The organism is Pseudomonas sp. BF-R-01, assembly GCF_019946615.1.
GTDB lineage: Bacteria > Pseudomonadota > Gammaproteobacteria > Pseudomonadales > Pseudomonadaceae > Aquipseudomonas > Aquipseudomonas migulae.
The window spans coordinates 30,759-57,559 of record NZ_JAGYFX010000038.1 but is presented as its reverse complement, the minus strand read 5'-3'; the positions used below and the strand labels follow the sequence as shown (position 1 = coordinate 57,559).

Here is a 26,801-nt window from a genome sequence, read left to right as displayed (position 1 = left end):
GTCAGTCACCACATGAGTTGGCTGACACACCGCTTCGCGAGCAGGCTCGCTCCCACATTTGATCTCCACTGATTTGGAGATCCGTGTCTTACTGTACCTCCCCCCGCGATTTTCCCCCTTCGCTTACAAACTCCCCCTTGCGCGACACAGCAGCGATACACCTCGCCCGTTAAATGGCCACATCCGAGCAAGGCACCCGGCCGCGCTTCTCCACCGAGAGGTGCGGCTTTTTTTCGTCTGGCGGTTTTACACCCGAAAACGCTGCACCATCCCTTGCAACGCATTGGCCAGTTTCGACAGCTCATGGCTGGAGGCACTGGTCTGATCCGCGCCGGTAGCGGAGCGCACCGACAGATCACGAATGTTCACCAGATTGCGATCCACTTCCCGGGCCACTTGAGCCTGCTCTTCCGCCGCACTGGCAATCACCAGGTTGCGCTCGTGGATTTCGTGAACCGATGCAGTGATCGTCTGCAATGCGTCACCCGCCCGCTTCGCCATCACCAGAGTTTCGGCAGCACGGGAAGCGCTGGCGTTCATGGAGTCCAGCGCCAGGCTCGAACCATTGCGCATGCCCTGGACCATTTGTTCGATTTCCTGGGTCGATTGCTGCGTGCGATGCGCCAGTGCACGCACTTCATCGGCCACCACCGCAAAACCGCGCCCGCTTTCACCCGCACGCGCCGCTTCAATCGCAGCGTTGAGCGCCAACAGATTGGTTTGCTCGGCAATGGCCCGAATCACATCCAGCACCTTGCCGATGTCCTGGGACTGATTGGCCAGCGATTGCACCAACTCACCGGTGTGCTGAACATCATTGGCCAGGTCGCTGATGGCACTTGCAGTTTCGCTGACCCGCTCCTGCCCCAGATGCGCCGACTCGCTGGACTGGCGAGTGGCATCGGAGGTCGACACTGCGTTGCGCGCAACTTCTTCGACGGCGGAGGTCATTTCGTTGACCGCCGTGGCGGCTTGCTCAATCTCGTTGTTCTGTTGTTGCAGGCCCTGGGTGCTGTCGAGGGTGACGGCGTTCAGCTCATCTGCCGCCGTGGCCAGTTGCGTCGCCGAGCCACTGATGGCTTGCAGGGTTTCCCGCAGGTTCTGCTGCATGGTCGCCAGCGCCTTGAGCAAACGGCTCACTTCGTCGTTGCCATGGGTCGCGATAGGTCGGGTCAAATCGCCCTGCGCCACGCTTTCCGCCGCACTCAGGGCTTCGTTCAGCGGACGGACGATACTGCGAGTCAGCAACATTGCCAGGCCGACAGTCGCCAACGCCGCGAGGGCGATGAACAGGCTGACGATGGAACGCGAGGTTTCGTAGTGCGCTGCGGATTTCTGGCTTTCAACGGCGACCTGTTTGGCGAACAGTTCTGCCAGGTCATTGAGCTGCTTGCCGGAACCATCGACCACGGTTTTCATGTCGATCAACAGCAGTTTGGTCAGCTCGTCACGGCGACCTTGCTCGGCCAGGGTGAACGACTGGGCAATGCCGGTGCGATAGGCGGCGAAGGTGGTTTTGAACTGGTCGTACAAGGCCTGACCTTCAGCGGTGTCGACCAGTTTGTCGTAAGCCGCAATCTTCTCGCTCAGTTCCTTGTCGCGGGTGTCCATCTGGCCGCGGTAGGTTGGAATGTTCTTTGGGTCTTGATCCAGTGCCATGCGCAAGGAAATGGTACGGATGCGCAGCATCAGCTCGCGGATCTCATCACCACCACGGATGCTCGGCAGCCATTGCTTCTCCACCGCCACCTCGCTCTCGCGAATGCTCGACATCTGCCCCAGGGCAAATATTCCGAGCAACGCCACCAGCACGGCAATCAAGGCAAAACCCAGCGCAGCACGAGGGGCAATATTCAGCTGACGAAGAAACATAACGAGTGCCTTTCTTGTTGTTGGCCTGAATGGGAGGTCGCGAGTGCGCCCCGACAGCTCGTTATCGGCTAGTTGTACGATGACTTGAAAGGATTCGGCTTTTTCAAAGGCAAAAAAAATCCCCGTATCTTTCGATACGAGGATTTTTAATATGGTCGGGGTAAGGGGATTCGAACTCCTGACATCCTGCTCCCAAAGCAGGCGCGCTACCGGACTGCGCTATACCCCGGTAAAAAAAAGGCACCTTTAAAAGGCGCCTTCTGCGAACAGAGCTTTTGGCGTCTGATCTTAAGATTCGATTCCAGCGTTAACTGGTTTCAAAAATGGTGGGTCGTGTGGGATTCGAACCTACGACCAATTGGTTAAAAGCCAACTGCTCTACCAACTGAGCTAACGACCCAAAAATGGTCGGGGTAAGGGGATTCGAACTCCTGACATCCTGCTCCCAAAGCAGGCGCGCTACCGGACTGCGCTATACCCCGGTTTGAAATTGGCTCCGTGACCAGGACTCGAACCTGGGACCCAATGATTAACAGTCATTTGCTCTACCGACTGAGCTATCACGGAACTACATATTTCAATTTACAACGGTGAAGCTTTACTGCGTTCTCTTCGACCCGTTCGCATCGCTGCGTTCGTGTGTCTGAGGCGCGCTATTCTACAATCTTAAGCACCTCTGTCAACCCCCTAAATTGCATTCAAGTTAATGATTTGCAACTTATTTCAGATTCCTGCTTGGGGAGCAGAAACCCTTCCGGGTGACTTACTGCGGGGCGCACTTTACAAGCCTTTTCCTTTGAGTTCAACAACCTGACGAAAAAAAGGCCTCGCAATGCGAGGCCTCTTCAGTTTTGTTGCTAACGCGGATCAGGCGAAGACGATTTCGTCGTTTTCCACCACACCCTTGGCGGTATCGCCGGGCATGAAACGCCCCGACAAAATCAGCTGCGCCAGCGGGTTTTCGATCCAGCGCTGAATCGCACGTTTGAGTGGCCGTGCGCCGTACACCGGGTCGTAGCCAACCGCGATCAGCTTGTCCATGGCCTCAGGGCTGAGTTCCAGTTTCAGTTCGCGCTCAGTCAGGCGACTGCGCAGACGACCCAACTGGATCTCGGTGATGCCCGCGATCTGATCCCGCGCCAATGGCTCGAAGATCACCACTTCGTCGACCCGGTTGATGAACTCCGGCCGGAAGTGCGTGGAAATCGCATCCATCACCGCTGCGCGCTGAGCCTCACGATCACCGACCAGTTCCTGGATTTGCACCGAGCCCAGGTTGGAGGTCATGACGATCACGGTGTTCTTGAAATCCACCGTGCGGCCATGGCTGTCGGTCAGACGGCCATCTTCCAGCACTTGCAGCAAGATGTTGAACACATCCGGGTGGGCCTTCTCGACCTCATCCAGCAGGATCACCGAATAAGGCTTGCGACGCACCGCCTCGGTTAGGTAACCGCCCTCTTCATACCCTACGTAGCCTGGTGGCGCACCGATCAACCGGGCCACGGAATGTTTCTCCATGAACTCGGACATGTCGATCCGCACCATCGCCTCTTCTGTATCAAAGAGGAACTCGGCCAACGCCTTGCACAACTCGGTTTTACCGACACCGGTCGGGCCGAGGAACATGAACGAACCGCTTGGACGATTCGGGTCGGACAAGCCGGCCCGCGAACGACGCACCGCGTTGGAAACCGCGATCACCGCTTCGTCCTGACCGATCACACGTTGGTGCAACAGGCCTTCCATCTTCATCAGCTTGTCGCGCTCGCCTTCGAGCATTTTCGACACGGGGATACCGGTCCACTTCGAGACGACTTCGGCGATTTCTTCCTCGGTCACCTTGCTGCGCAGCAACTGGTTTTCGCTTTTGCCATGCTGGTCGACCATTTGCAGGCTGCGCTCCAGGTCCGGGATCACCCCGTATTGCAGCTCGGCCATGCGGTTCAGGTCGCCTTTACGGCGGGCGGCTTCCAGTTCCTGGCGGGACTGTTCGATTTTCTGCTGGATCTGCGCAGAACCCTGGACTTCGGCTTTTTCCGAGTTCCAGATTTCTTCGAGGTCCGAATACTCCCGTTCATGACGAACGATTTCTTCCTGGAGTTTTTCCAGGCGCTTGATCGCCGCTTCGTCGCTCTCTTTCTTCAGAGCCTGGGATTCCACCTTCAGCTGAATCAGACGACGCTCAAGACGGTCCAGCACTTCCGGCTTGGAGTCGATTTCCATGCGGATGCGGCTGGCGGCTTCGTCGATCAGGTCGATGGCCTTGTCCGGCAACTGACGATCGGTAATGTAGCGATGACTGAGCTTGGCCGCGGCGATGATCGCGCCGTCGGTGATCGCCACTTTGTGGTGAACTTCATAGCGCTCTTTCAGGCCACGCAGAATGGCGATGGTGTCTTCTTCGCTCGGTTCATCCACCAACACTTTCTGGAAGCGCCGCTCAAGGGCCGCGTCCTTCTCTATATATTGGCGGTACTCGTTGAGCGTGGTCGCGCCGACGCAGTGCAACTCGCCACGGGCCAACGCAGGTTTGAGCATGTTGCCCGCATCCATCGAGCCTTCGCCTTTACCGGCGCCGACCATGGTGTGCAGTTCGTCGATGAACAGAATGATCTGCCCTTCCTGCTTCGACAGCTCGTTGAGCAGGGATTTCAGGCGTTCTTCGAACTCGCCACGGTACTTGGCACCGGCAATCAACGCACCCATGTCCAGGGACAGCAGGCGTTTGCCTTTCAGGCCATCCGGCACTTCGCCGTTGATGATGCGCTGGGCCAGGCCTTCGGCGATGGCGGTTTTACCCACGCCAGGCTCACCGATCAGCACCGGGTTGTTCTTGGTGCGGCGTTGCAGCACCTGAATGGTCCGGCGAATTTCGTCGTCACGACCGATCACCGGATCGAGCTTGCCGTCTTCGGCGCGCTTGGTCAGGTCGACGGTGTATTTATCCAGCGCCTGACGCGACTCTTCGTGGTTGGCGTCGTTGACCGCTTCGCCACCACGCAGGTTGTTGATCGCGTTTTCCAGGGCTTTTTTGCTGACGCCCTGACCGAGCAACAATTTGCCGAGTTTGCTGTTCTCGTCCATGGCGGCGAGCAGCACCAGCTCACTGGAAATGAACTGATCGCCCTTCTGCTGGGCCAGGCGATCCGCCTGGTTGAGCAGACGCGCCAAGTCCTGCGACATGTTGACGTCGCCGGTCGGGTTCTGGATTTTTGGCAGCTGGTCGAGCTCTTTGGTCAGCTCTTTACGCAGGCTGTTGACGTCAAAACCGACCTGCATCAACAGGGGTTTGATCGAACCACCCTGCTGTTCAAGCATGGCTTGCATCAAATGCGCCGGTTCAATACCGGGATGGTCAAGGCCGACGGCCAGCGATTGGGCGTCGGATAGAGCTAACTGCAATTTGCTGGTTAAACGATCTATACGCATGGGTCACCTTCCTTTTGAGCAGGCCGGACCTATAAAACATCCTGAATGAAGAAACCTGCCAGATACCGCTATAGATGTGGTCGATTCTGGGAGTTTCAAGCGTCGTGACGTTGATGCAGATCAGTCGAGTCTAGCTTTCGAGCCAGACCAGGGAGGCAAACCGACCAGTGCGAGGACTGCGACGGTAAGAAAAGAAGCGGGGATCGGTCACGGTGCAGAAACCGCCACCATAAACAGCAGTGACACCACGAGCCGCCAGACGCAAACGCGCCAGCTCATAGATGTCAGCCATGAATTTGCCAGCGTTTTGGCTGGGCACGAAGGCTTTCGCGGATTCGGGCAATTGCTCGACGAAGGTAGCCCGCACTTCCGGGCCGACTTCAAAGGCTTGCGGGCCAATGGCCGGACCGAGCCAGACCAGCACGTCTTCCGAGGGCACGGCCAGCGCATCGAGCGTCGCTTCGAGCACACCCGCCGCCAACCCGCGCCAACCGGCGTGGGCCGCAGCGACACGAGTGCCGGCACGGTCGCAGAACAACGCGGGCAGGCAATCAGCCGTCATCGCCGCGCAGGCAATACCGGGCGTTGCCGTCCAGCTGGCGTCGGCGGTGGCCACAAGGCTTGGGTCCGCATGAGCCACGGCGATGCCGTGAACCTGCTTCAACCAGGCCGGCTGCATGGAGAAATGATCGGTGAGGCGACGGCGGTTTTCGGCAACAGCTTCGGGGCTGTCGTCGACGTGATCGCCGAGGTTGAGGCTGTCGAACGGCGCCAGACTGACGCCGCCCGCACGGGTGGTGACACAGGCTTTCACCCCGGCAGGCGCAGGCCAGTCGGGAATCAGCCAGTCACTCATCCGATGAACGCCTCGCGGTCTTGCTTGAGCAGCGTCAGCAACCAGACGAAATCGTCCGGCAGTGGCGATTCCCAGCTCATGCGTTTACCGGTAGTCGGGTGATCCAGCTCCAGGAACCGCGCATGCAGCGCCTGACGCGGGAACGTCTTCAAGGAATCGACCATGGTCTGGCTGGCGGCTGGCGGGATACGGAAACGACCGCCGTAGGCAGGATCTCCGACCAACGGGTAGTTGATGTGCGCCATGTGCACGCGAATCTGGTGCGTACGACCGGTTTCCAGCTTCACCCGCACGTGAGTGTGGGAGCGGAAACGCTCAAGCACACGGTAATGGCTGACGGCTTGCTTGCCACCTTCCATCACGGCCATGCGCTGGCGTTGCTGGCCGTGACGACCGATCGGCGCGTTGATCTTGCCGCCCGCCGTCACTACGCCGATCACGATGCACTCGTAGATACGGCTGACGCTGCGGCTCTGCAACTGTGTAACCAGCTGCGTCTGCGCTTGAATGGTCTTGGCCACCACCATCAGACCGGTGGTGTCCTTGTCCAGACGATGCACGATACCGGCGCGGGGCACATTGATGATGTCCGGCACGTGGTGCAGCAAGGCGTTGAGCAAGGTGCCATCAGCGTGACCGGCAGCCGGGTGCACCACCAGGCCCGCAGGCTTGTTGATCACCAGGATGTCGTCGTCTTCATAGACGATGTCCAGCTCGATGTCTTGAGCGATCCATTCGCCCTGAGCTTCCTGCTCGGCAGTCAGTTCAAGAATGGCGCCACCGTGAACGATGTCTCGCGGGCGGATAACCGCCCCATCCACAGTCAGGCGGCCGTCTTTGATCCAGGCGGAAAGGCGCGAGCGCGAGTGCTCAGCGAATAATTGTGCGGCGACTTGATCGAGGCGTTGGCCGCCCAATTCGGACGGCACCTCTGCGCGAAGTTCAATTTTATCGGACATGCTCAGACTAGGCGTCGGCACAGCCTTTGGTTTCGGCTGCGCGCTTGTGGTTAAATACGGCGTCTTTTGCCCCGAGGCTATTCAACGGGGCGCTCATCATAACAGGACGGCCTCGCCCAAGACAGCGGCCGTCATAGGGACGCAAGCCGCCATGCAAGTGAAACACCTGCTGCTGATCGCCATCCTCGCATTGACCGCTGCTTGCTCATCGAAGGAAGTCGTAGACGAAAACCTTAGCGAAGTCGAGCTGTACCAGCAGGCTCAGCAAGATCTGGACAACAATAGCTACACCGCCGCCACAGCCAAGCTGAAGGCGCTGGAGTCGCGTTATCCGTTCGGTCGCTACGCCGATCAGGCTCAACTCGAGCTTATCTACGCCAACTACAAGAACACCGAGCCTGAGGCTGCGAAGTCTGCCGCCGAGCGCTTCATTCGTTTGCACCCTCAGCATCCGAACGTGGACTACGCCTATTACCTCAAGGGCCTGACCTCTTTCGACCAGGACGTCGGCCTGCTGTCGCGTTTCCTGCCGCTGGACATGACCAAGCGTGACCCGGGTGCTGCCCGCGACTCCTACAACGAGTTCGCCCAACTGACCAGCCGCTTCCCGAACAGCCGCTACTCGCCGGACGCCAAGCAGCGCATGATTTACCTGCGCAACCTGCTGGCGGCCTACGAAATTCACGTCGCCGACTACTACCTGACCCGTCAGGCCTACGTCGCTGCCGCGAACCGTGGTCGTTACGTGGTGGAAAACTTCCAGGAAACCCCATCGGTCGGCGACGGCCTGGCGGTGATGACTGAAGCCTACCAGCGTCTGCACCTGGACGACCTGGCAGCCACCAGCCTCGAAACCCTGAAGCTCAACTACCCGAACCACCCAACGCTGGTAGACGGTCAGTTCGTGCCATCGGTCGACGAAGCCGACAACCGTTCGTGGTTGAGCAAGGCGACTCTGGGCCTGATCGAATCCCGTCCACCGCTGCCGCCGGGCGAAACCCGCGCCAACCAGGACGTGCAGAGACAATTCCGGGACGCCAAAGAAGCGATTCCGAACGATCTCAAGCCTAAAGATGAAAATGGCGACGTGATCGAAGAAGAAAATCACGAAGCGGAAGGCAACAACAGCGACCGCTCGTGGTTCAGCTACATGACCTTCGGCGTGTTCGACTGATACGACCGGTAGTGCAAAAAGGAGCCTTTCGAGGCTCCTTTTTTTATGGCGGATTTTTATTGCAGCACTAACAGGCTGTGCGCCCGTCATGTCCTTGGCTAAACTGCTTAATCACTCGTCATAAAGCAGCTCATCATGCTTCGTTTACTGTTCTGGATCGCCCTGATTGCCGCTGCGGTATGGTTCTGGCGCAAGTTCAAGGGCCAGGCTTCTGCGCCCAAGTCCCCCGCCGAACTGGAAGCCGCGCCCATGGTCCGCTGCGCCCATTGCGGCGTACACCTGCCCCGCGACCGCGCGCTGAGCCTTCAACAACAGTGGTATTGCAGCCAGGCTCACCTCGAGCAAGGCCCGGGCTCCAGTGATCGCTGAGACGTCCAGTCCCGGCAGCAAACAGGCTCAGCGACTGCTGCGCCTTTATCACCTCTACCGCCTAAGCGTCGGCATCACCTTGGTGCTGCTGATCTCCAGCAACCTGGACAACCAGTTGCTGACGTTCGCCAATGACAGCCTGTTGCGCAGTGGCAGCTGGCTGTACCTGGTGCTGAACATCTTGCTGGTGGTCTTCTTCGAGAACACTCGCCGCCCGGCGCAATTGTTCGGCCTGGCGCTGATTGATGTCCTGCTGCTGTGTGGCTTGTTCTACGCCGCCGGCGGTGTCGCCAGCGCCATCGGCAACTTGCTGATCGTCTCGGTGGCCATCAGCAACACCTTGTTGCGAAGCCGCATCGGCCTGCTGATCGCCGCCGTGGGCGCGCTCGGCATCGTCGGGCTGAGCTTTCTCCTGAGTTTCAGCCATCCCGCCAGCCCCAACGATTACCTGCAAGCCGGCACCCTCGGTGTGTTGTGCTTTGCCGCGGCGTTGCTGGTGCAAGGCTTGATCCAGCGCCTGGAAGTCAGCGAAACCCTCGCCGAACAACGGGCCAGCGAAGTGGTGGGCCTCGAAGCCCTCAATGCATTGATCCTGCAACGCATGCGCACCGGCATCCTGGTGCTCGACGGCCAACTGCGGGTGCAATTGGCCAACCACAGCGCGCTGATCTTACTGGGCCGAGACAATCTCGAAGGCCAACGGATCGACGACTGCTCGCCCATTCTGGTCGAACGCCTGCAACTGTGGCAGAACAATCCGACGCTGCGCCCCCAGAGCCTGAAAATCGCCAACAGCGGCCTGGAACTGCAACCGAGCTTCATTGCCCTGGCCCAAAGCCCACACCACCAGACCCTGGTCTTCCTTGAGGATCTCGCACAAATAGCCCAACAGGCCCAACAACTGAAGCTCGCCGCTTTGGGTCGCCTGACGGCCGGTATCGCCCACGAAATTCGCAATCCTTTGGGCGCCATTAGTCATGCCGCTCAGCTATTGCAGGAATCGGAGGAACTGAACGGCGCGGATCGACGTCTGACCCAGATTATTCAAGACCACTCTCAGCGAATGAATCGGGTTATCGAAAACGTCCTGCAACTGTCCCGCCGCCAGCAAACCGTGCCGCAACGACTCGATCTGAAGCCGTGGCTGGAACAGTTCGTTGCCGACAGTCGCGAAAGTGCGCTCGATCGTCAGCAGATTCACCTGCGCATCGGTTCCGGCGACTTCAAAACCCTGATGGACCCGAACCAGCTCACCCAGATTCTCGACAATTTGTTGCGCAACGCCTGGCGTCATAGCGCTCAGGTCCACGATCAGGCGCAAGTCTGGCTCGATTTGTTTGTCGACCCCGACAGCCAGTTGCCGATCATCGAGGTTCGGGACGATGGCCCCGGCGTGGCACCGGACCAGCAGGTGCATTTGTTCGAACCGTTCTATACCACCAGCGCCCAAGGCACAGGCCTGGGGCTGTATCTGTCCCGTGAGCTGTGCGAAAGCAATCAGGCCCGCCTAGACTTCAAGCCACGCCATGATGGCGGCTGCTTTCGCATCACCTTTGCTCACGGACGGAAACAAAGTTGAACATGTGCCCACGGCAAAAAGTCCTGATCGTCGACGACGAGCCGGATATCCGCGAACTCCTGGAAATCACCCTGGGACGGATGAAACTCGACACCTTCAGCGCCCGTAACCTCGGCGAAGCCCAGGCGCTGTTGAAGCGTGAGACCTTCGACCTGTGCCTGACCGACATGCGCCTGCCGGACGGCACCGGTCTTGAGCTGGTGCAACATATCCAGCAACGCGCCCCAAACCTGCCGGTGGCCATGATTACCGCCTACGGCAGCCTCGAAACGGCGATCAACGCCCTCAAGGCCGGCGCCTTCGACTTCCTGACCAAACCGGTGGACCTCACGCGGCTGCGCGAACTGGTCACCAGCGCCCTGCGCATGCCGGCACCGGGCGCAGCCATCGACCGACGGTTGCTGGGCGATTCGCTGCCCATGCGCAGCCTGCGCAAACAAATCGACAAACTGGCCCGCAGTCAGGCGCCGGTCTACATCAGCGGCGAGTCCGGCAGCGGCAAGGAACTGGTCGCCCGACTGATCCACGAACAAGGACCGCGCGCCAACCAGCCGTTTGTCCCGGTCAATTGCGGGGCGATACCGTCGGAACTGATGGAAAGCGAGTTTTTCGGCCATCGCAAAGGCAGTTTCAGCGGCGCTATCGAAGACAAGCCCGGGCTGTTCCAGGCCGCCCAGGGTGGCACGCTCTTCCTCGACGAAGTGGCCGACTTGCCGCTGTCGATGCAGGTCAAACTGCTGCGGGCGATTCAGGAAAAAGCCGTTCGCAGCGTTGGCGGCCAGCAGGAAACCGTGGTCGATGTGCGGATCCTCTGCGCCACCCACAAAGACCTCGACGCCGAAGTCGCCGCTGAACGCTTTCGCCAGGATTTGTATTACCGGCTGAATGTGATTGAACTGCGGGTTCCGCCTTTGCGCGAGCGCCGCGACGACATCGAGTCATTGGCCGGTCATGTACTCAAGCGTCTGGCGGCAGCCAGCGGCCAACCCGCCCCGAAGCTCCACCCACAAGCGCTTGAAGCGCTGAAAAGCTATCGCTTTCCGGGCAATGTGCGGGAGCTGGAGAACATGCTCGAACGCGCCCACACCCTGTGCGACAACAAGCAGATCGAAGCCAGCGACCTGCGACTGGCCGAAGGCAATTGCAGCGCCGACAGCGGTGTGCCGGACCTGACGCAGATCGACAATCTGGAAGACTATCTGGAAAACGTCGAACGCAAACTCATCCTCCAGGCCCTTGAGGAAACCCGCTGGAACCGCACGGCAGCGGCTCAGCGATTGAATTTGTCGTTTCGGTCGATGCGTTACAGGTTGAAGAAATTCGGGCTGGATTGAGGGCCCCTTCGCGGGCAAGCCTCGCTCCTACAGATGTCAATCTGTCGTTGATCTTGTAGGAGCGAGGCTTGCCCGCGAAGGCGGTCTGTCAGACGCCCAATATCCCGCGACTAGATACGCCCGGCCGGCGCATACGGCGCCGGATCAATGATCGGCGTCCTGCCCAGCATCACATCCGCAAACAACTGGCACGACGCCGGCGCCAGCACCAACCCGTTACGGTAATGCCCGCAGTTGAGCCACAACCCCTCGAAGCCCGGCACTCGGCCAATGTAGGGAATGCCCTCCGGCGAACCCGGTCGCAACCCCGCCCAATGCCCGACCACCTCGGCATCCGCCAGCGCTGGAATCAATTCCACTGCAGACGCTTTCAGGCTCTCAAGCGCAGAGCCGGTCGGTGTCTTGTCGAAGCCTTCATGTTCCAGCGTGCTGCCAATCAGAATGTGTCCATCCCGGCGAGGAATCGCATAACGCCCCTTGGCCAGCACCATGCTCGGCAGGAAGTCCGCCGCGCACTTGTAAAGAATCATCTGCCCTTTCACGGGTTCAACCGGCAACGCAAGACCCAGGCTTTTGAGCAAATCACCGCTCCAGGCACCTGCCGTCAGCACCACCTGATCACCGTGGATCGCGCCCGTCGAAGTCTGCACGCCGACGACTTTTTCGCCTTCGCGAACGAACCCGCTGACTTCGCACTGCTCATGAATCGTCACGTTCGGCATCGCCAGCAAGGCAGCCTTGAGGGATTTCACCAGCCGCGGATTGCGCACGTTGGCCACGTCGGCCATGTAGATCGCGCGGGTGAAACCGCCACCCAGGACCGGCACCACATCGTGCGCCGCCGAGATATCCACAGCCCGCAGCGGACGGTTTTCCCGCTCGGCCCAGGCCAGCGCCTCGGCTTCATCGTCCAGGTCCAGCCAGTACAGGCCGGTGGTGTGCACTTCGGGATCAACCCCGGTCGCGGCAAACAGACGCTCGCCCAGCTGTGGATAAAAGTCCTGAGACCAATGGGCCAGCGCGGTAACTGCCGGGCTGTAGCGCCACGGGTAGAGCGGCGAAACGATGCCGCCACCGGCCCAGGACGATTCCTGACCGACATTCGAACGGTCCAGCAGCACAACGCTCTGTACTTGCGACGCGAGATTGAACGCTGTCAGCAGGCCAATCACACCGCCGCCGACTATCACCACTTGCTGTTGCATGGTCATGTTCCGATCCAACCGTTAAAGAGACAGGAGGCGCAAAAGGCGCCCGAAAAAAAAACTCAGCGACCCCAGCAATCTTTGGTGGTCAGTCCGGCCGTCGCATTGACCATGCTTCTGACACCGGTGTTGGTGATGGTGAAATCGCCACACTTGTCAGTCGCCATGCTGCCGGCCTTGCGTGTAGCGGTCAGCAGGAAGGTCTGGTCGGTCAAGGTCGGGGTGATGGTGTAATAGTCATTGCCGGCGCTCAGGCCGGTGGCACCGGTGTAGACATTACCCTTCGAGTAAAACCGTTCAAGAACCTGCGCCTGCTCGGAGAGCAGCCCGGCCACTTCAGCCCGGCGGCCCTTTTTCACGTATTCGGTGAGGCTTGGGTAGCCGATGGTGATGACGATCCCGATGATCGCAATCACGATCATGATTTCGATCAGGGTAAAACCTCGGTTGGATCTGCGCATGCCTCAACTCTCACTTACTGTATTTGTCGCCACATGATGCGACGGCTGCCACCGCCGCCCTTTTCGGTCAGCTTGGTTACCGTTGAACCTGTATCGGTTACGATCTTGCCGGTGCCGCCGTTGGTAACGGCGCTCAAGAATGGCATCCCGCTAGTGAAAATCACCCCGCTGGATATCGCATCGTTGCTGTCGACTAGCCCATCGCCAGTGGTGTCGAGCACCGCGTAGTTGAGCATCTTACCGCTGAACGCATCCAGTTCGACCAGTTTGCCGGTGCCAAAACTGGCACAAGGGTCCGTGGTGTCCACAATGGCCGTGGTAAATACGATTCGCCCCAACACCAGCGCCGCTTGGCTGATCACTCGCTCACCGGTCAATACGCTGTTGTAGACCAGCGGCAAATACCAGCCCTTCTCCGCCGGATAGGTCACTTCGTTCTGGCTGGTGGTGGTGAACTGCCCCGTACTTCCCGAGAACACACCGGTCACCGATTGGGCCTGCAAACTGGACGTGGTGATCTGTCCAGAGCCGCCATCAGCATCCCATACCGCATAAAACGCCTGAAGGTCCTTGTTGGTCTTGTCGACCGTTTCATTGAATTTGCCGGTACCGAAAAACACCACTTTGCCGCCCAGTGAATTGTCCGCCAACAGCGGCTGCGCGGTGATTGGCTGGGTGGCGCCGCCCGCCGTCGTGAACAACGGTTTGCCGGAAAACGCCACGCCCCAGGTGTCCGTGGTGGCGCCGCTCAAATCAAACTTCCATAAACGTCCTTTCAGATCCCCGCCATAGGCGGCCTGCACCACATTCTGCGAGTTGACCTTGAGTTTCACCGACGACAAACCGTTGGTGGTTTCCGTGCTATCGATGACGATTTTCTTGATCAACGACCCATCGCGGATATCCACCACGTACAACGCCGCCACACCCGAATTGCTGCCGTAGCCGTTGGAGATGAATGCCGCCCAACGACCATCCGCCAAGCGTGCCACTTCCGGACGGGCGTAGGCATAACCCAGATCATTGAAAACGTTCGCCGTGTTTGCTGTGGCAGGTGCACTGATTTCCCACAACGCCTTGGTCACGTTACCGGCCGAGGCGTCAAACAGCTGCAAGGCGTAGAACGTCTTGCCGCCCGCGCCTGTTCCGCCGAGCGCCAGGGTTTTCCAGGCACTGTTGAGTTGAGCATCAAAAACGCCGACCTGACCGTCGACCAGAAACTTGTGGCTGACGCCGCTGATGTAGGCGGTATCGGCGATATAGCGCAACGATGGCAAAACACTGGAGGGCATGTAGGCATAACGTCTGGCGCCGTTACCCGAGTTGATGACGCTGACAAAACCATCGTTGGCATTGACCACAAGGCTGGTGTTCATGTTGCTGGATTTGGTGGCCAGATAGGTGCTGTAGCTGGTGTCACTGACCAGATCGGATGCGGTTTTTTCCGTTGGCGAGGCCAGCACCAAAGGCGAGTTGATGATGTCGCCGAGCAACACGCTGCGTACTTTCAACCCGGTCTTGTTGGTGCCCTTGCTCCACTCCACAAGGTCGCTGCCCGTGATGCCGGTGGGCAGGCCTTGATTCAGCACCGTCTGCTGTGCCGGGGCGAAATTGGCGAAGGCCAGCGTGACGGGGGCATTGCTCACGTTGTTCCACGACTGGTAAATCGGCGCTGTGGCGCCGGGCACGATGGCCGTGTCAGTCGTCCAGAGCACCGTGGAGGTATTGACCGAGCCGGTGGCGGTGAACCCGTAGGACTTGATGGTGCCGCGCCAATCCTTGGGGTCGTAGCTGGTCTGGTAGTAAGCGGAACCGACCCCGACGATTGCGCTGCTGGTGGTGCCGCTCCCGCCGGAACCGGCTTTCGACGTGATGTCGCCCAGCGCTGATGACAACGCGGTATTCAGGCCGGCACTGTCCGTCGCCTGGTAGTACTTGCCCTGCCCGTAACCGGCGGCGTCCGACAACATCTGGTTCGCGGCGGTGAAGCCCACGGTGTAGGTGTTCATGTTCTGTTTGGGGAAATCTGCGGCGTTCCAGTTTTTGCCACCGGCGTCGGTACCGGTAGTGCGCATATCGATGTCGAAGGCGAATTTGGCGATGTCGTCCAGGTACAACGTGTCCCCCTCGCCATCACCGGAGAGGTTGTCGCCATCGTTCGCGCTGTTACCGTCCCAGTTCGGCAAGCGGGCGCCACCGAGCGGATCGTTGGTCGGGAAGGTCCTGTCGAACGTAGGCAGGCCATCGGTGATCACCACGCCATAGTTTTTCTGGCAGCGATACTGGATCGGGCTGGTGTAAGTGGTTGGCGTCGAGTTGTAGTACGGCGCCATGCCGCGCATGTACCGCGTGATCTCGTAATAGGTTTCCGCCAACGGGGTACTGGCGATTGCACTCAAACCATTGATCGAAGAGATCAACGCGTTGTAGTTGGTGTCCGCCTGGGCCTGGGAAACGCTACCACTGACGGGAGACAGATCACTGACCGCGCGAGCGATAAAACCGCCGGGGCCGGAGTTGCCACTGACAGAAGGGTTGAATGTCGCGAGGCCTATTCTCAATGAACGGTTGCTGGTGACCAGATTGGTGGACACATCCTGCGCAACGCTGATGCGGTAATCATTGGGGATCGCACCGGTACCGGTGGTGAAATCCCTGTTCGAACCGTTGGCCAGTGTGACCAGATAAGACAGATAGTTAGCCGTATAACGCGTGTTTTCGTTGCCCACCGGGTCGGGCAGCTTCAGGCATATCGATGACAGTCCGAGGAAGCCCCGATAAAAACCGTACCAGTTGCCATTGTTGGAGCAACCGCCGCGATTGAGGCTCGACAAGGCGATGTTGGTATCGTCCATGTCCAGATTCTGACCAGTCAGACACGAGCTGTTCGAACTGCAATTGGCAATTTGCGGGCGACTGACCGTCGGATCGAAACCCGGCGCCCAGATGATGTTGTTCATGCTCCCCGAATCATCGATCAGCAGCATCACGTTGGGCGCAACCGCCGCAGCGCTCAACAGGGGCGAGTCCGAAGGCGTGAACGCGTACGCAGGCGCTGACAGGTACAGCCCCAATGCAATACCACTCAGTAACCGCCAGATCCCTGAGCACCTATTAGTATTTGGCATAGATGCTCTCCACCACACTGCGCACGTTGTTGCCCACAATGGCCACTGCCGTGACCCGATAAAGCGTCGCAGAGGTGTTGCTCGGCACATTCACGGCATTCAACGTGGTGCCGATGTTCTGTACCCCATAGAAACCGTTCGCGGCCGCGATCCAGGTGACCCCCGAGGAGGAATTGAGACCGGCAGCCGTGAGGGTCGATGACTCGGCGGGCGGCAAACATTGATTGCCGCTGCAAACCGGCAATGTATAGGTATCGAGCTGAACCGCACTTTCGCCGATGCGCAACGCGGCTTCGGCGATCTGGAACGACTGATTGCGCAGGGTGACGCTGCTGGCCATCTTTTCCTGCAGGGTTGCGTTCTGCATCGATGAAATGCCAATCAGCGTCAGCAACAGAAGGAACACCAGGCTGACCAGCAGCGCCATGCCGCGCTGGGCGTGAGGGGTAGCGGGAGAAAAACTCATCTGCCCTCCCCTCATGGCAAGCGGTTGCGCAAAGCGGCAACCACGTTGAATGTTTGATCGCGGACCCGGCTGTTCGGATCTTTCAGTGTCAGCGTCAGGCGCACACTACGGATTCGTGCAGGGTCGGACGGGTTGGTGCTGTAACTGGAAGCGGCCGTATCGGTGGCCGACGCAGCGAGGCCGAAGCTCACGTCGAATTTGCTGACGTTGTCGACGAGCACTGCCTGAGCCGGCGTGCCGATGCCACTGCCCATCGTCAGTTGGCCGTTCTTGAGGCTGTAGATCAGTCGTCGAATCGGAAACGCCAATTGTCCTGTGGCGGGAGCCTGCACGTTGGAGTAAGCCGTCGCGGTATTTCGGCAATCCGAAACCACCGTCCAGGTCGGCGTACCGCCACCCGCTCCGACATCGGCGCTCACCAGGGTCAGCTTGAGGTTGGCATTGTCCCAACTGATCGGCGCTATCTGGCTGGCAGTAAAACTCGCCCCGGCGCTTGCATCAGTAATAGCCCCCAGACAACCAAACATCCCCACCATGCGGATTTCCTGAATCATTTTGCTCAGCACGAAACGCGCGTCTTCCTGCATGTTCGCCGCCGCGTTCTGGCTGACATAAGTGTTCTTGGCCGCTATGAAAATCTGCGCCACACCGAGCACCACGACCAGGCTCAACGCCAACGCGATCAGCATTTCGATCAGGCCGAAACCTCTGTTGAGACGGTTCATGGTGTCGCCACCGGATCAACGGCGGCGCGACTGGTCAGCACAAAGCTGCGACGGGAGTTGGCGGCATTGGCAGCCCGCGAGTCGTCCCAGGTAATGGTGATGGTGTACACCCGCTGATTGAGGGTGACGCTGCCCGTAGCGGTGGCGCCGAGCATACTGACGATATTGGTGGTGAAGTCGTAGAGGTCCTGATCCCGGGCAACGTTGAGGTTGCCCGACGTCGGCGGCGTGACGGTGTAATCGGCTCCGGCGTTGGCGCGGATGCGGTCCATCATGTCGTAGGCGATAAAACTGGCCTGGCTGGTCATCCGCGAACTGTCGGTGTACTTCAGCGCATTGAGCTGGAACGCCGCCGCCCCCAACAGCCCCACGCTCAAAATCAACAACGCCACGAGAACCTCGATCAGCGTCATGCCCTCCTGTGCACGCTTGCTCCATCCCCTCATCCGCAACTTCCACCCAATAGAATTCGTCCGTTCAAACACACATTCAGCGTCCTGCTTTGCGCCCCCAGTACGTAGCTGATCACCACCGCCGTGGACGGTGCCGACAGACCGCCCAGATTGTTGAAATCGATGGCGGTCACGCCTGAGGTTAGCGTCAGAGTCGCGCCGCTGCTCATCGCGGGAACAACCCGCAATACATTGGCCACAGTGCCAGTACTGTCATACACCGCCAATTCCCCCGTCCAGACGCTGCCACCCGCCGTCGGCCGCACCCGGGTGGTGATGCCGCGGTCGATGGCTTCAAGCCGGGCGAAATTCAAGGCGCGCTGCAGGTCGCCGATCTCGGTGTCGGCCCTGGTGCCTTGCACCGAACGGGTAAACGCCGGCACTGCCAGGGTGATCAGAATCAAAAAGACCGCAAGTGCGACCAGCAACTCGATCAGCGTGAAACCTTTTGTACGATGATCCATCAATGCCCTCCGTTGCCGTCGGCTATACCTGCTGTTACACGCTAGAACAATCGACCCACAGGTGTCGGTTGTTTTGCCATTACTGCGCAAGGATTGCGCGGGCCACCGCACTCCAGGGAGGGAGATGTCATGCGTCAGCAGGGTTTCAGTCTGATTGAACTGCTCATGGGACTGACGATTGTCGGGATTGTTCTGCATCTGGTCAGTCCGGCGTTTGCAGCGCTCACGGAATCGAACCATCAGGAGGAGGCAGCGAAGTCGCTTGTCAGTGGCATGCGCAGTGCCAGAAGCGAGGCGATCACGCGAAACCAGGCTGTCGTCATACACGGGATAAACGACGATTGGGGCCAAGGCTGGCGGATGATTCTGGATTTAAATGGCAAGGGACATGAGGACAGCAACAATCCGCTGCTGGTCGAGCGCCGAAGCGACACTCGGGTGCCGGTTATCGGCAATCACTATGTCAGGACTTCAGTACGATTCAGTCATCTCGGCGAACCGCAGCACGGAGGCTTTCAAGCGGGGACATTGCATGTTTGCGCAAAACACGAGCCAGTGAGTCAGCACCAAGTGGTGCTGGCCCCGAGCGGTCGCGTCAGCCTGCGCAGCATCAAGGCTGAGCAGGCGTTGTGCGAGAAAGGAAAAAAATCAAAGCAGCGAACGAACGCGTAACTCTTTCGGCATGGAGAACGTGATGTTCTCCTCGCGACCCGCCAGTTCATCGGCACCGGTAGCGCCCCAGGCCTGCAACTGCTGGATCACACCACGCACCAGTACTTCCGGTGCAGAGGCCCCTGCGGTAATGCCGATGCGCTCGACACCGTCGAACCAGCTCTTTTGCAGGTCTTCAGCGCCGTCGATCAGGTAGGCCGGAGTGGCCATGCGTTCGGCCAGCTCACGCAGGCGATTGGAATTGGAGCTGTTCGGGCTGCCGACAACCAGCACCACGTCGCATTCGTCAGCCAGCGTCTTGACGGCGTCCTGACGGTTTTGCGTGGCGTAGCAGATGTCGTCCTTGCGCGGGCCACCAATCGCCGGGAAGCGTGTACGCAGGGCGTCGATGACGCGGCTGGTATCGTCCATGGACAGGGTGGTCTGGGTCACGAACGCCAGTTTTTCGGGGTTGTTCACCTGCAACGCGGCGACGTCTTTCTCGTCCTCGACCAGGTAAATCGCGCCGCCATTGCTGCCATCGTACTGGCCCATGGTGCCTTCGACTTCCGGGTGACCGGCGTGGCCGATGAGGATGCATTCACGGCCATCACGGCTGTAGCGCGCGACCTCGATGTGCACTTTGGTCACCAGCGGGCAGGTGGCGTCGAACACCTTCAGGCCACGGCCGGCGGCTTCGGTACGCACCGCCTGGGAAACGCCGTGTGCACTGAAGATCACGATGACGTCGTCCGGTACCTGATCCAGCTCTTCAACGAAGATCGCGCCGCGAGCGCGCAAGTCTTCGACGACGAATTTGTTGTGGACCACTTCGTGGCGCACATAGATCGGCGGCCCGAAGACTTCCAGGGCGCGGTTGACGATTTCGATCGCCCGGTCCACACCGGCGCAGAAGCCACGGGGGTTGGCGAGTTTGATTTGCATGCTGTGCCTCGTGTCTTGCGCGCAGGAAAATTAGATCTTTGTAGGAGCCGGCTTGCCGGCGATGAGGCCCTTGGCGTTGCAGCGAGCCTGATGGCCCCATCGCTGGCAAGCCAGCTCCTACAGAACAGCGTTTACAGCGATTTGACGTTGATGATTTCCACGTCAAAGGTCAATGTCTTGCCGGCCAACGGATGGTTGAAGTCGATGGTCACTTGCTCGTCATCGAACTCTTTCACCACGCCAGGCAGCTCAGTATTCGCCGCATCGTTGAAGATCACCAGCAAACCCGGCGAAAGGTCCATGTCCTTGAACTGCGAACGCGGGATGATCTGCACGTTTTGCGGGTTCGGCTGACCGAAAGCGTTTTCCGGCTGAATCGTCAGCGTACGCTTGTCGCCGGCCTTGAAGCCGAACAGGGCCGCTTCGAAACCTGGCAACAGGTTACCGTCGCCGACCTGGAAGGTCGCCGGGGCTTTGTCGAAGGTGCTGTCGACGGTGTCGCCGTTCTCCAGGCGCAGTGCAAAGTGCAAGGTGACTTCCGTGTTCTGGCGGATGCGTTGCTCAGCCAATACCTGTTCAGTCATGAACTGCTTCTCCCGTCTTCTTTGATTTGAACATGTCCAGCGCCAGCATCACCGCACCCACAGTAATTGCACTGTCGGCGAAGTTGAACGCCGGGAAGTACCAGCGGTTCTGCCAATGCACCAGGATGAAATCGATCACATGGCCCAAGGCTATGCGGTCGTACAGATTGCCCAGCGCACCACCCAGGACCAGCGCCAATGCGATGGCCAGCCAGGTTTCGTTGCGCCCCAGACGCTTGAGCCACACCACCAGCACCGCACTGACCACGACCGCGATCAGGGCGAACAACCAGCGCTGCCAGCCCGAGCTGTCCGCCAGGAAGCTGAACGCCGCGCCTGTGTTGTAGGCCAGGGTCCAGCTGAAGTAATCGGGGATCACCACGATTTGCTGGTACATCTCAAGCTTGCCTTCGAAGTAGAACTTGCTGGCCTGGTCGATGACCAGGACCAGCAAACTCAACCAGAGCCAGCCCAGCCGTCCGAAACGGCCAATGGCGTTAGGCATAGTGACGAACCTCGCCAGTGCCGCTGATGTTATCGACGCAACGACCGCAGATTTCCGGATGTTCCGGGTTCACGCCGACGTCTTCACGGCAGTGCCAGCAACGGGCGCACTTGGCGAAAGCCGACTTGACGATTTTCAGCTTCAGGCCGCTGACTTCGGTGACCACTGCATCGGCCGGAGCCTGTACGAACGGCGCAACGCTGGCGGTCGAGGTGATCAGTACGAAGCGCAGTTCGTTGCTCAGCTTGGCCAGGTCGGCGCTCAGGGCGTCTTCGGCGAACAGCGTCACTTCGGCCTGCAGGTTGCCACCGACGGCTTTGGCCGCGCGCTGGATTTCCATTTCTTTGTTCACAGCGACCTTCACCGCCATGATCCGCTCCCAGTAGGCGCGGCCCAGTTCGACGTTTTCCGGCAGCTCGGTCAGGCCTTCGTACCAGGTGTTGAGCATCACCGATTCGTTGCGCTCGCCCGGCAGGTATTCCCACAGTTCGTCGGCGGTGAACGCGAGGATCGGCGCGATCCAGCGCACCAGCGCTTCGGAGATGTGGTACAGCGCGGTTTGCGCCGAACGGCGGGCCTTGCTGTTGGCGCCAGTGGTGTACTGACGGTCCTTGATGATGTCGAGGTAGAAACCGCCCAGCTCCTGCACGCAGAAGTTGTGGATCTTGGAGTAGACGTTCCAGAAGCGGTATTCGCCGTAGTGCTCTTGCAGTTCGCGTTGCAGCAGCAAGGTGCGATCCACGGCCCAACGGTCCAGCGCGAGCATTTCTTCGGCCGGCAGGATGTCGGTGGCCGGGTTGAAACCGGTCAGGTTGGAGAGCAGGAAGCGCGCGGTGTTACGGATACGCCGGTAGGCGTCCGCACTGCGTTGCAGGATCTGCTCGGAAACCGCCATTTCCCCCGAATAGTCGGTGGATGCGACCCACAGACGCATGATGTCGGCGCCCAGGGTGTCGTTGACTTTTTGCGGCGCGATCACGTTGCCCAGCGACTTGGACATCTTGCGGCCGGACTCGTCGACGGTGAAGCCGTGGGTCAGCAGCTCGCGGTATGGCGCGTGGTCGTCGATGGCGCAACCGGTCAGCAGCGACGAATGGAACCAGCCACGGTGTTGGTCCGAGCCTTCCAGGTACAGGTCGGCGCGTGGACCGGTTTCGTGGCCCATCGGGTGCGAACCGCGCAGGACGTGCCAGTGCGTGGTGCCCGAATCGAACCAGACGTCCAGGGTGTCGCTGATCTTGTCGTACTGCGGCGCTTCGTCACCGAGCAGCTCGGCAGCGTCCATCTTGAACCAGGCTTCGATGCCTTCGACTTCGACGCGCTTGGCGACTTCTTCCATCAGCTCGGCGGTACGTGGGTGCAGCTCGCCGCTTTCCTTGTTCAGGAAGAACGGGATCGGCACGCCCCAGTTACGCTGACGGGAGATGCACCAGTCCGGACGGTTGGCGATCATCGAGTGCAGGCGCGCCTGGCCCCAGGCCGGAACGAACTGAGTCTCTTCGATGGCTTTAAGAGCGCGCTTGCGCAGGGTGTCGCCGCTGACAGGCTCTTTGTCCATGCCGATGAACCACTGCGCGGTGGCGCGGTAGATCAGCGGGGTCTTGTGACGCCAGCAGTGCATGTAGCTGTGTTCGATGATGGTGGTGTGCAGCAGCGCACCGACTTCGGTCAGCTTGTCGACGATGGCCGGGTTGGCTTTCCAGATGAACTGGCCGCCAAAGAACTCCAGCGAAGTCGCGTATACGCCGTTGCTTTGTACCGGGTTGAGGATGTCGTCGTTGACCATGCCGTATTTCTTGCAGGTCACGAAGTCGTCCACGCCGTAGGCCGGAGCGGAGTGAACCACGCCAGTGCCAGCGCCCAGTTCAACGTAGTCGGCCAGGTAAACCGGCGACAGACGGTCGTAGAACGGGTGACGGAAGTTGATCAGTTCCAGTTCTTTACCGGTGGTGGTCGCGATGACCGAACCTTCCAGGCTGTAACGGACCAGGCAGGATTCAACCAGCTCTTCCGCCAGCACCAGCAACTTGTCGCCGACATCGACCAGGGCGTAGTTGAATTCCGGGTGAACGTTCAGCGCCTGGTTGGCCGGGATGGTCCACGGGGTGGTGGTCCAGATCACGATCGAAGCAGGCTTGCCCAGCGACGGCAGACCGAAAGCGGCAGCCAGCTTGGCTTCATCGGCAATCGGGAACGCTACGTCGATGGTCGAGGACTTTTTGTTCTCGTACTCGACTTCCGCTTCAGCCAGGGCCGAACCGCAGTCGAAGCACCAGTTCACAGGCTTCAGGCCCTTGAACACGAAACCGCCCTTGACGATTTCGGCGAGTGCGCGGATTTCACCGGCCTCGTTTTTGAAGTCCATGGTCTTGTACGGGTTGGCGAAGTCGCCCAACACGCCCAGACGGATGAATTCGGATTTCTGGCCTTCGATCTGCTCGGTGGCGTAGGCACGGCACAGTTCGCGGGTCTTGTCCGCGCCCAGGTTCTTGCCGTGGGTCACTTCGACTTTGTGCTCGATCGGCAGACCGTGGCAGTCCCAGCCCGGAACATAAGGCGCGTCGAAACCCGACAGGGTTTTCGAGCGGATGATCATGTCCTTGAGGATCTTGTTCAGCGCATGACCGATGTGAATCGTGCCGTTGGCGTACGGAGGACCGTCGTGCAGAACGAACTTCGGACGATCCTTGCCAATCTCGCGCAACTTTCCGTACAGGCCAATACTGTCCCAGCGCTGCAGAATCTGCGGTTCGCGCTGTGGCAGGCCGGCCTTCATTGGGAAGGCGGTGTCCGGAAGGTTTAGCGTGGCTTTATAGTCGGTCATTTATGGCTCTTCATTAGCGATTGGCGCTAGGTGCGACAGGGCACGGGCGGCGGCGACATCCGCATTGATCGCCGTCTTAAGCGCCTCCAGAGAGGCGAAACGCTGCTCTTCACGCAGCTTGTGGTGGAAAACCACCGTCAAACGCCGGTCATACAGATCGCCGGCAAAATCTAAAAGATGTACTTCGAGGTGGGCTTTGCCATCCCCTTGGACCGTAGGACGCACGCCAATATTGGCGACGCCTGGACAGGTCTTGCCGTCGATGTCGACGTTGACCAGGTAAACCCCGGTGAGCGGCACGCGACGGCGCTTGAGTTGAATGTTGGCGGTTGGCGTACCCAACTGGCGCGCCAGTTTCTGGCCATGCAGGACTCGCCCGGTAATCTGGAACGGCCGACCGAGCAGGCGCTCTGCCAAGGCAAAATCGGCAGCGGCCAGGGCATTTCGCACCTGGGTGCTGCTGACGCGAATGCCGTCCAGCTCAACGGTTTGCGCCGCTTCGACGGTGAAGCCCTGCATGACGCCGGCCTGTTGCAGGAAATCGAAATCCCCTACCCGGTCACAGCCGAAGCGGAAGTCGTCACCGACCTCAAGATGCTGCACGCCGAGACCGTCCACCAGAATGGTATCAACGAATTCGCTGGCGCTGAGCTTGCTCAGGCGCTGGTTGAAGGCCAGGCACAGGACCCGGTCGACGCCTTCGTCAGCCAGCAGCTGCAGTTTGTCGCGCAGACGCGCCAAGCGGGCCGGCGCAGTCTCCGGGGCGAAAAACTCCCGTGGCTGCGGCTCGAAAATCACCACGCAGCTGGGCACGCCCAACTCGAGCGCTCGCTCACGCAGCCTCGCCAGGATAGCCTGGTGGCCACGGTGAACACCGTCAAAGTTGCCAATAGTGGCGACACAGCCCCGATGCTGGGGGCGCAGGTTGTGGAGGCCTCGAACCAGCTGCATAACGCGCTTCTTGCTCATAAAGTGGTCGATTATAACCACACCCGGCGGCCGACGACAGGCAACACCGTAACCCAAAGTGATCGAACCGACAAAACCGCCGGCCCGCCCGTGTTTATCGAGGCAAAAGCCTCAGTTCAGCGCCTTGCGATTGAAGTCGCGCAAACGGAAGCCCATCAACAGCAACATGCCGAAATACGAGACCACGCCAGCCCCTACCAGAGCGCCCAGACGCAGGAATCGCTCAAGCATGTGGCCCTGATCCCAGGCCGGCATGAAATGCATCCCGGCCAGCAACACCGCGGACATCACCGTGACCGCTACCACCAGTTTGGCACCGAACTTCGCCCAGCCCGGCTGCGGCTGATACATCTGCTGTTTGCGCAGCTGATAGAACAGCAACCCGGCGTTAAGGCAGGCACCGGCGCTGATCGCCAGAGCCAGACCGGCATGGGCCAGCGGCCCGATCAGCACCAGGTTGAACAACTGGGTAACCACCAGGGTGAAAATTGCGATTTTCACCGGCGTGCGAATGTTTTGTTGCGCATAAAAGCCCGGAGCCAGCACTTTGATCACGATAATCCCAAGCAACCCGACCGAATACGCAATGAGCGCGCGCTGAGTCATGGACGCATCGAAGGCGTTGAACTGGCCGTATTGAAACAGTGAGACCGTCAGCGGCTCAGCGAGAATCCCCAACGCCAGCGAGCACGGCAGCACCAGCACAAAGCACAGGCGCAGCCCCCAATCGAGAATCCGCGAATACTCTGCGCGATCCTTGCTGGCGTAGGTCTTGGCCAGGGTCGGCAACAGGATCGTGCCCAACGCCACGCCCAGCACGCCGGAGGGCAATTCCATCAGGCGGTCGGCGTAATACATCCACGACACCGAGCCGGCGACCAGGAACGAGGCAAAAATGGTGTTGATGATCAGCGAAATCTGGCTCACCGAAACGCCGAGAATCGCCGGCAGCATCTGTTTCATGACCCGCCACACGCCACTGTCACGCAGGTTCAGGCGTGGCAGCACCAGCATGCCGATCTTTTTCAGGTGCGGCAGCTGATAGAGCAACTGCGCCAGACCACCCGCCAGCACCGCCCACCCCAGCGCCATGACCGGCGGATCGAAATACGGTGTCAGGAACACCGCAAAGATGATCATGCTGACGTTGAGCAAGGTCGGCACGAAGGCCGGCACCGAGAAGCGGTTATAGGTGTTGAGGATCGCCCCGGCCAATGAAGACAGGGAGATCAGCAATATATAAGGGAATGTCACCCGCAACAGGCTGGAGGTCAGCTCGAATTTTTCCGGGGTATCGGTGAAACCGGGCGCGGTCACCCAGATGACCCACGGCGCAGCGAGCATGCCCAACGCAGTGACCACTGCCAGCGCCAGGGTCAGCAGTCCGGAGACGTAGGCAATAAAGGTTCGTGTCGCCTCTTCGCCTTGCTGGCTTTTATATTCAGCAAGAATCGGCACAAACGCCTGGGAAAACGCCCCTTCGGCGAAGATCCGGCGCAGCAGATTGGGCAGTTTGAAGGCGATAAAGAAGGCGTCGGTGGCCATTCCCGCACCAAAAATACGCGCAATGAGGGTGTCACGGACGAACCCCAGAATCCGGGAAAGCATCGTGATAGAGCTGACGGCGGCCAACGATTTGAGCAGATTCATTGAAAGAGTTTGTGCCTGTCGATAAACAGCAGGCGAACAAAGCGCCCACTTATGCGATACTCCGCGCCGCAGCAGCACAGAGCCAAAGCTCGCGAGTTTACAGGTCAAGCGCCGGAAATAAATATCCCGCCTCTTTATACCTACCACTTAGCGGAACGTCTCAACCGCCCTTGACAAGACATCAACTCATCGGCATG

General features: G+C 59.6%; 22 protein-coding genes and 4 tRNA genes. 5 read left to right on the top strand and 21 right to left on the bottom strand.

Annotation, left to right across the window (positions count from 1 at the left end):
- Positions 1-246: 246 nt before the first annotated feature.
- The 8 genes from KGB27_RS16045 to rluD form a co-directional block, all read right to left on the bottom strand.
- A complete protein-coding gene (locus KGB27_RS16045; protein WP_008037880.1) occupies positions 247-1,872 on the bottom strand; it encodes a methyl-accepting chemotaxis protein in 1,626 nt (541 codons plus the stop codon).
- Positions 1,873-2,024: 152 nt separating this feature from the next.
- Positions 2,025-2,101: transfer RNA gene (locus KGB27_RS16040), tRNA-Pro, on the bottom strand.
- A gap of 95 nt (positions 2,102-2,196) precedes the next feature.
- A tRNA-Lys gene (locus KGB27_RS16035) sits at positions 2,197-2,272 on the bottom strand.
- A gap of 5 nt (positions 2,273-2,277) precedes the next feature.
- Positions 2,278-2,354, bottom strand: a tRNA-Pro gene (locus KGB27_RS16030).
- A 9-nt stretch (positions 2,355-2,363) separates the two neighbouring features.
- Positions 2,364-2,439, bottom strand: a tRNA-Asn gene (locus KGB27_RS16025).
- 300 nt (positions 2,440-2,739) lie between these two features.
- Positions 2,740-5,304 carry an ATP-dependent chaperone ClpB gene (clpB, locus tag KGB27_RS16020; protein WP_008037881.1) on the bottom strand — a complete coding sequence of 855 codons (2,565 nt, stop codon included), beginning with the start codon at positions 5,302-5,304 and terminating at the stop codon, positions 2,740-2,742.
- 130 nt (positions 5,305-5,434) lie between these two features.
- The gene (gene pgeF, locus KGB27_RS16015; protein WP_223555261.1) at positions 5,435-6,160 is read right to left on the bottom strand and encodes a peptidoglycan editing factor PgeF; all 726 of its coding nucleotides are present in this window, start codon (positions 6,158-6,160) and stop codon (positions 5,435-5,437) included.
- On the bottom strand, positions 6,157-7,119 hold the full coding sequence (rluD, locus tag KGB27_RS16010) for a 23S rRNA pseudouridine(1911/1915/1917) synthase RluD (protein ID WP_008028788.1): 963 nt from the start codon (positions 7,117-7,119) through the stop codon (positions 6,157-6,159). Before rluD ends, pgeF begins: the two co-directional genes overlap by 4 nt.
- 151 nt (positions 7,120-7,270) lie before the next feature.
- Here rluD and KGB27_RS16005 point away from each other — a divergent pair, with 151 nt between their 5' ends.
- From KGB27_RS16005 to KGB27_RS15990, 4 genes are all read left to right on the top strand, one after another.
- Positions 7,271-8,293: an outer membrane protein assembly factor BamD gene (locus tag KGB27_RS16005; RefSeq protein ID WP_008028792.1), complete on the top strand. Its 1,023-nt coding sequence runs from the start codon at positions 7,271-7,273 to the stop codon at positions 8,291-8,293.
- A 135-nt stretch (positions 8,294-8,428) separates the two neighbouring features.
- Positions 8,429-8,662 (top strand): PP0621 family protein, encoded by a 234-nt coding sequence (locus KGB27_RS16000; RefSeq protein WP_008028794.1) that lies wholly within the window; start codon positions 8,429-8,431, stop codon positions 8,660-8,662.
- A complete protein-coding gene (locus tag KGB27_RS15995) occupies positions 8,652-10,241 on the top strand; it encodes a sensor histidine kinase (protein WP_192227996.1) in 1,590 nt (529 codons plus the stop codon). The genes KGB27_RS16000 and KGB27_RS15995 overlap by 11 nt, the downstream gene beginning before the upstream one ends.
- Positions 10,242-10,243: 2 nt before the next feature.
- Positions 10,244-11,575 carry a sigma-54-dependent transcriptional regulator gene (locus KGB27_RS15990; RefSeq protein ID WP_192227997.1) on the top strand — a complete coding sequence of 444 codons (1,332 nt, stop codon included), beginning with the start codon at positions 10,244-10,246 and terminating at the stop codon, positions 11,573-11,575.
- A gap of 110 nt (positions 11,576-11,685) precedes the next feature.
- On the opposite strand, the gene thiO is transcribed toward KGB27_RS15990, so the two are convergent.
- From thiO to KGB27_RS15955, 7 genes are read right to left on the bottom strand one after another with little or no spacing between them, the layout of a single operon-like run.
- Entirely contained in the window at positions 11,686-12,786 is a 1,101-nt protein-coding gene (gene thiO, locus KGB27_RS15985; protein ID WP_223555259.1) for a glycine oxidase ThiO, read from the bottom strand.
- Positions 12,787-12,842: 56 nt separating this feature from the next.
- Positions 12,843-13,241 (bottom strand): type IV pilin protein, encoded by a 399-nt coding sequence (locus KGB27_RS15980; RefSeq protein WP_008028801.1) that lies wholly within the window; start codon positions 13,239-13,241, stop codon positions 12,843-12,845.
- Positions 13,242-13,255: 14 nt separating this feature from the next.
- Entirely contained in the window at positions 13,256-16,369 is a 3,114-nt protein-coding gene (locus tag KGB27_RS15975) for a pilus assembly protein (protein ID WP_223555257.1), read from the bottom strand.
- Complete coding sequence (locus tag KGB27_RS15970) at positions 16,356-16,835, bottom strand: PilX N-terminal domain-containing pilus assembly protein (protein WP_008037888.1); 480 nt, start codon at positions 16,833-16,835, stop codon at positions 16,356-16,358. Before KGB27_RS15970 ends, KGB27_RS15975 begins: the two co-directional genes overlap by 14 nt.
- Before the next feature lie 11 nt (positions 16,836-16,846).
- Complete coding sequence (locus KGB27_RS15965; RefSeq protein ID WP_223555255.1) at positions 16,847-17,560, bottom strand: PilW family protein; 714 nt, start codon at positions 17,558-17,560, stop codon at positions 16,847-16,849.
- Positions 17,557-18,006, bottom strand: coding sequence for a type IV pilus modification protein PilV (gene pilV / locus KGB27_RS15960; protein ID WP_008037891.1), 450 nt, complete (start codon positions 18,004-18,006; stop codon positions 17,557-17,559). Before pilV ends, KGB27_RS15965 begins: the two co-directional genes overlap by 4 nt.
- Positions 18,003-18,476 carry a GspH/FimT family pseudopilin gene (locus KGB27_RS15955; protein ID WP_008028811.1) on the bottom strand — a complete coding sequence of 158 codons (474 nt, stop codon included), beginning with the start codon at positions 18,474-18,476 and terminating at the stop codon, positions 18,003-18,005. Before KGB27_RS15955 ends, pilV begins: the two co-directional genes overlap by 4 nt.
- 129 nt (positions 18,477-18,605) lie before the next feature.
- Here KGB27_RS15955 and KGB27_RS15950 point away from each other — a divergent pair, with 129 nt between their 5' ends.
- A complete protein-coding gene (locus tag KGB27_RS15950) occupies positions 18,606-19,148 on the top strand; it encodes a GspH/FimT family pseudopilin (RefSeq protein ID WP_223555253.1) in 543 nt (180 codons plus the stop codon).
- Here KGB27_RS15950 and ispH read toward each other — a convergent pair.
- The 6 genes from ispH to murJ all read right to left on the bottom strand — a co-directional run bounded on the left by ispH (position 19,125) and on the right by murJ (position 26,604).
- Complete coding sequence (ispH, locus tag KGB27_RS15945; RefSeq protein ID WP_008028815.1) at positions 19,125-20,072, bottom strand: 4-hydroxy-3-methylbut-2-enyl diphosphate reductase; 948 nt, start codon at positions 20,070-20,072, stop codon at positions 19,125-19,127. The two genes, KGB27_RS15950 and ispH, sit on opposite strands and share 24 nt — an antisense overlap.
- A 131-nt stretch (positions 20,073-20,203) precedes the next feature.
- Positions 20,204-20,641, bottom strand: coding sequence for an FKBP-type peptidyl-prolyl cis-trans isomerase (gene fkpB, locus KGB27_RS15940; RefSeq protein WP_177318165.1), 438 nt, complete (start codon positions 20,639-20,641; stop codon positions 20,204-20,206).
- 7 nt (positions 20,642-20,648) lie between these two features.
- Positions 20,649-21,161: a signal peptidase II gene (gene lspA, locus KGB27_RS15935; RefSeq protein ID WP_008028819.1), complete on the bottom strand. Its 513-nt coding sequence runs from the start codon at positions 21,159-21,161 to the stop codon at positions 20,649-20,651.
- On the bottom strand, positions 21,154-23,985 hold the full coding sequence (ileS, locus tag KGB27_RS15930) for an isoleucine--tRNA ligase (RefSeq protein ID WP_008028820.1): 2,832 nt from the start codon (positions 23,983-23,985) through the stop codon (positions 21,154-21,156). The genes lspA and ileS overlap by 8 nt, the downstream gene beginning before the upstream one ends.
- On the bottom strand, positions 23,986-24,936 hold the full coding sequence (gene ribF, locus KGB27_RS15925) for a bifunctional riboflavin kinase/FAD synthetase (RefSeq protein ID WP_008028822.1): 951 nt from the start codon (positions 24,934-24,936) through the stop codon (positions 23,986-23,988).
- 129 nt (positions 24,937-25,065) lie between these two features.
- The gene (gene murJ, locus KGB27_RS15920) at positions 25,066-26,604 is read right to left on the bottom strand and encodes a murein biosynthesis integral membrane protein MurJ (protein WP_008037902.1); all 1,539 of its coding nucleotides are present in this window, start codon (positions 26,602-26,604) and stop codon (positions 25,066-25,068) included.
- Between the last annotated feature and the right edge of the window lie 197 nt (positions 26,605-26,801).

Bases quoted from the DNA above. Each gene is read 5' to 3' on its own strand.
- KGB27_RS16045 (WP_008037880.1), bottom strand. From the start codon at position 1,872: ATGTTTCTTCGTCAGCTGAATATTGCCCCTCGTGCTGCGCTGGGTTTT.
- clpB (WP_008037881.1), bottom strand. From the start codon at position 5,304: ATGCGTATAGATCGTTTAACCAGCAAATTGCAGTTAGCTCTATCCGAC.
- pgeF (WP_223555261.1), bottom strand. From the start codon at position 6,160: ATGAGTGACTGGCTGATTCCCGACTGGCCTGCGCCTGCCGGGGTGAAA.
- rluD (WP_008028788.1), bottom strand. From the start codon at position 7,119: ATGTCCGATAAAATTGAACTTCGCGCAGAGGTGCCGTCCGAATTGGGC.
- KGB27_RS16005 (WP_008028792.1), top strand. From the start codon at position 7,271: ATGCAAGTGAAACACCTGCTGCTGATCGCCATCCTCGCATTGACCGCT.
- KGB27_RS16000 (WP_008028794.1), top strand. From the start codon at position 8,429: ATGCTTCGTTTACTGTTCTGGATCGCCCTGATTGCCGCTGCGGTATGG.
- KGB27_RS15990 (WP_192227997.1), top strand. From the start codon at position 10,244: ATGTGCCCACGGCAAAAAGTCCTGATCGTCGACGACGAGCCGGATATC.
- thiO (WP_223555259.1), bottom strand. From the start codon at position 12,786: ATGACCATGCAACAGCAAGTGGTGATAGTCGGCGGCGGTGTGATTGGC.
- KGB27_RS15980 (WP_008028801.1), bottom strand. From the start codon at position 13,241: ATGCGCAGATCCAACCGAGGTTTTACCCTGATCGAAATCATGATCGTG.
- KGB27_RS15975 (WP_223555257.1), bottom strand. From the start codon at position 16,369: ATGCCAAATACTAATAGGTGCTCAGGGATCTGGCGGTTACTGAGTGGT.
- KGB27_RS15970 (WP_008037888.1), bottom strand. From the start codon at position 16,835: ATGAGTTTTTCTCCCGCTACCCCTCACGCCCAGCGCGGCATGGCGCTG.
- KGB27_RS15965 (WP_223555255.1), bottom strand. From the start codon at position 17,560: ATGAACCGTCTCAACAGAGGTTTCGGCCTGATCGAAATGCTGATCGCG.
- pilV (WP_008037891.1), bottom strand. From the start codon at position 18,006: ATGAGGGGATGGAGCAAGCGTGCACAGGAGGGCATGACGCTGATCGAG.
- KGB27_RS15955 (WP_008028811.1), bottom strand. From the start codon at position 18,476: ATGGATCATCGTACAAAAGGTTTCACGCTGATCGAGTTGCTGGTCGCA.
- KGB27_RS15950 (WP_223555253.1), top strand. From the start codon at position 18,606: ATGCGTCAGCAGGGTTTCAGTCTGATTGAACTGCTCATGGGACTGACG.
- ispH (WP_008028815.1), bottom strand. From the start codon at position 20,072: ATGCAAATCAAACTCGCCAACCCCCGTGGCTTCTGCGCCGGTGTGGAC.
- lspA (WP_008028819.1), bottom strand. From the start codon at position 21,161: ATGCCTAACGCCATTGGCCGTTTCGGACGGCTGGGCTGGCTCTGGTTG.
- ileS (WP_008028820.1), bottom strand. From the start codon at position 23,985: ATGACCGACTATAAAGCCACGCTAAACCTTCCGGACACCGCCTTCCCA.
- ribF (WP_008028822.1), bottom strand. From the start codon at position 24,936: ATGCAGCTGGTTCGAGGCCTCCACAACCTGCGCCCCCAGCATCGGGGC.
- murJ (WP_008037902.1), bottom strand. From the start codon at position 26,604: ATGAATCTGCTCAAATCGTTGGCCGCCGTCAGCTCTATCACGATGCTT.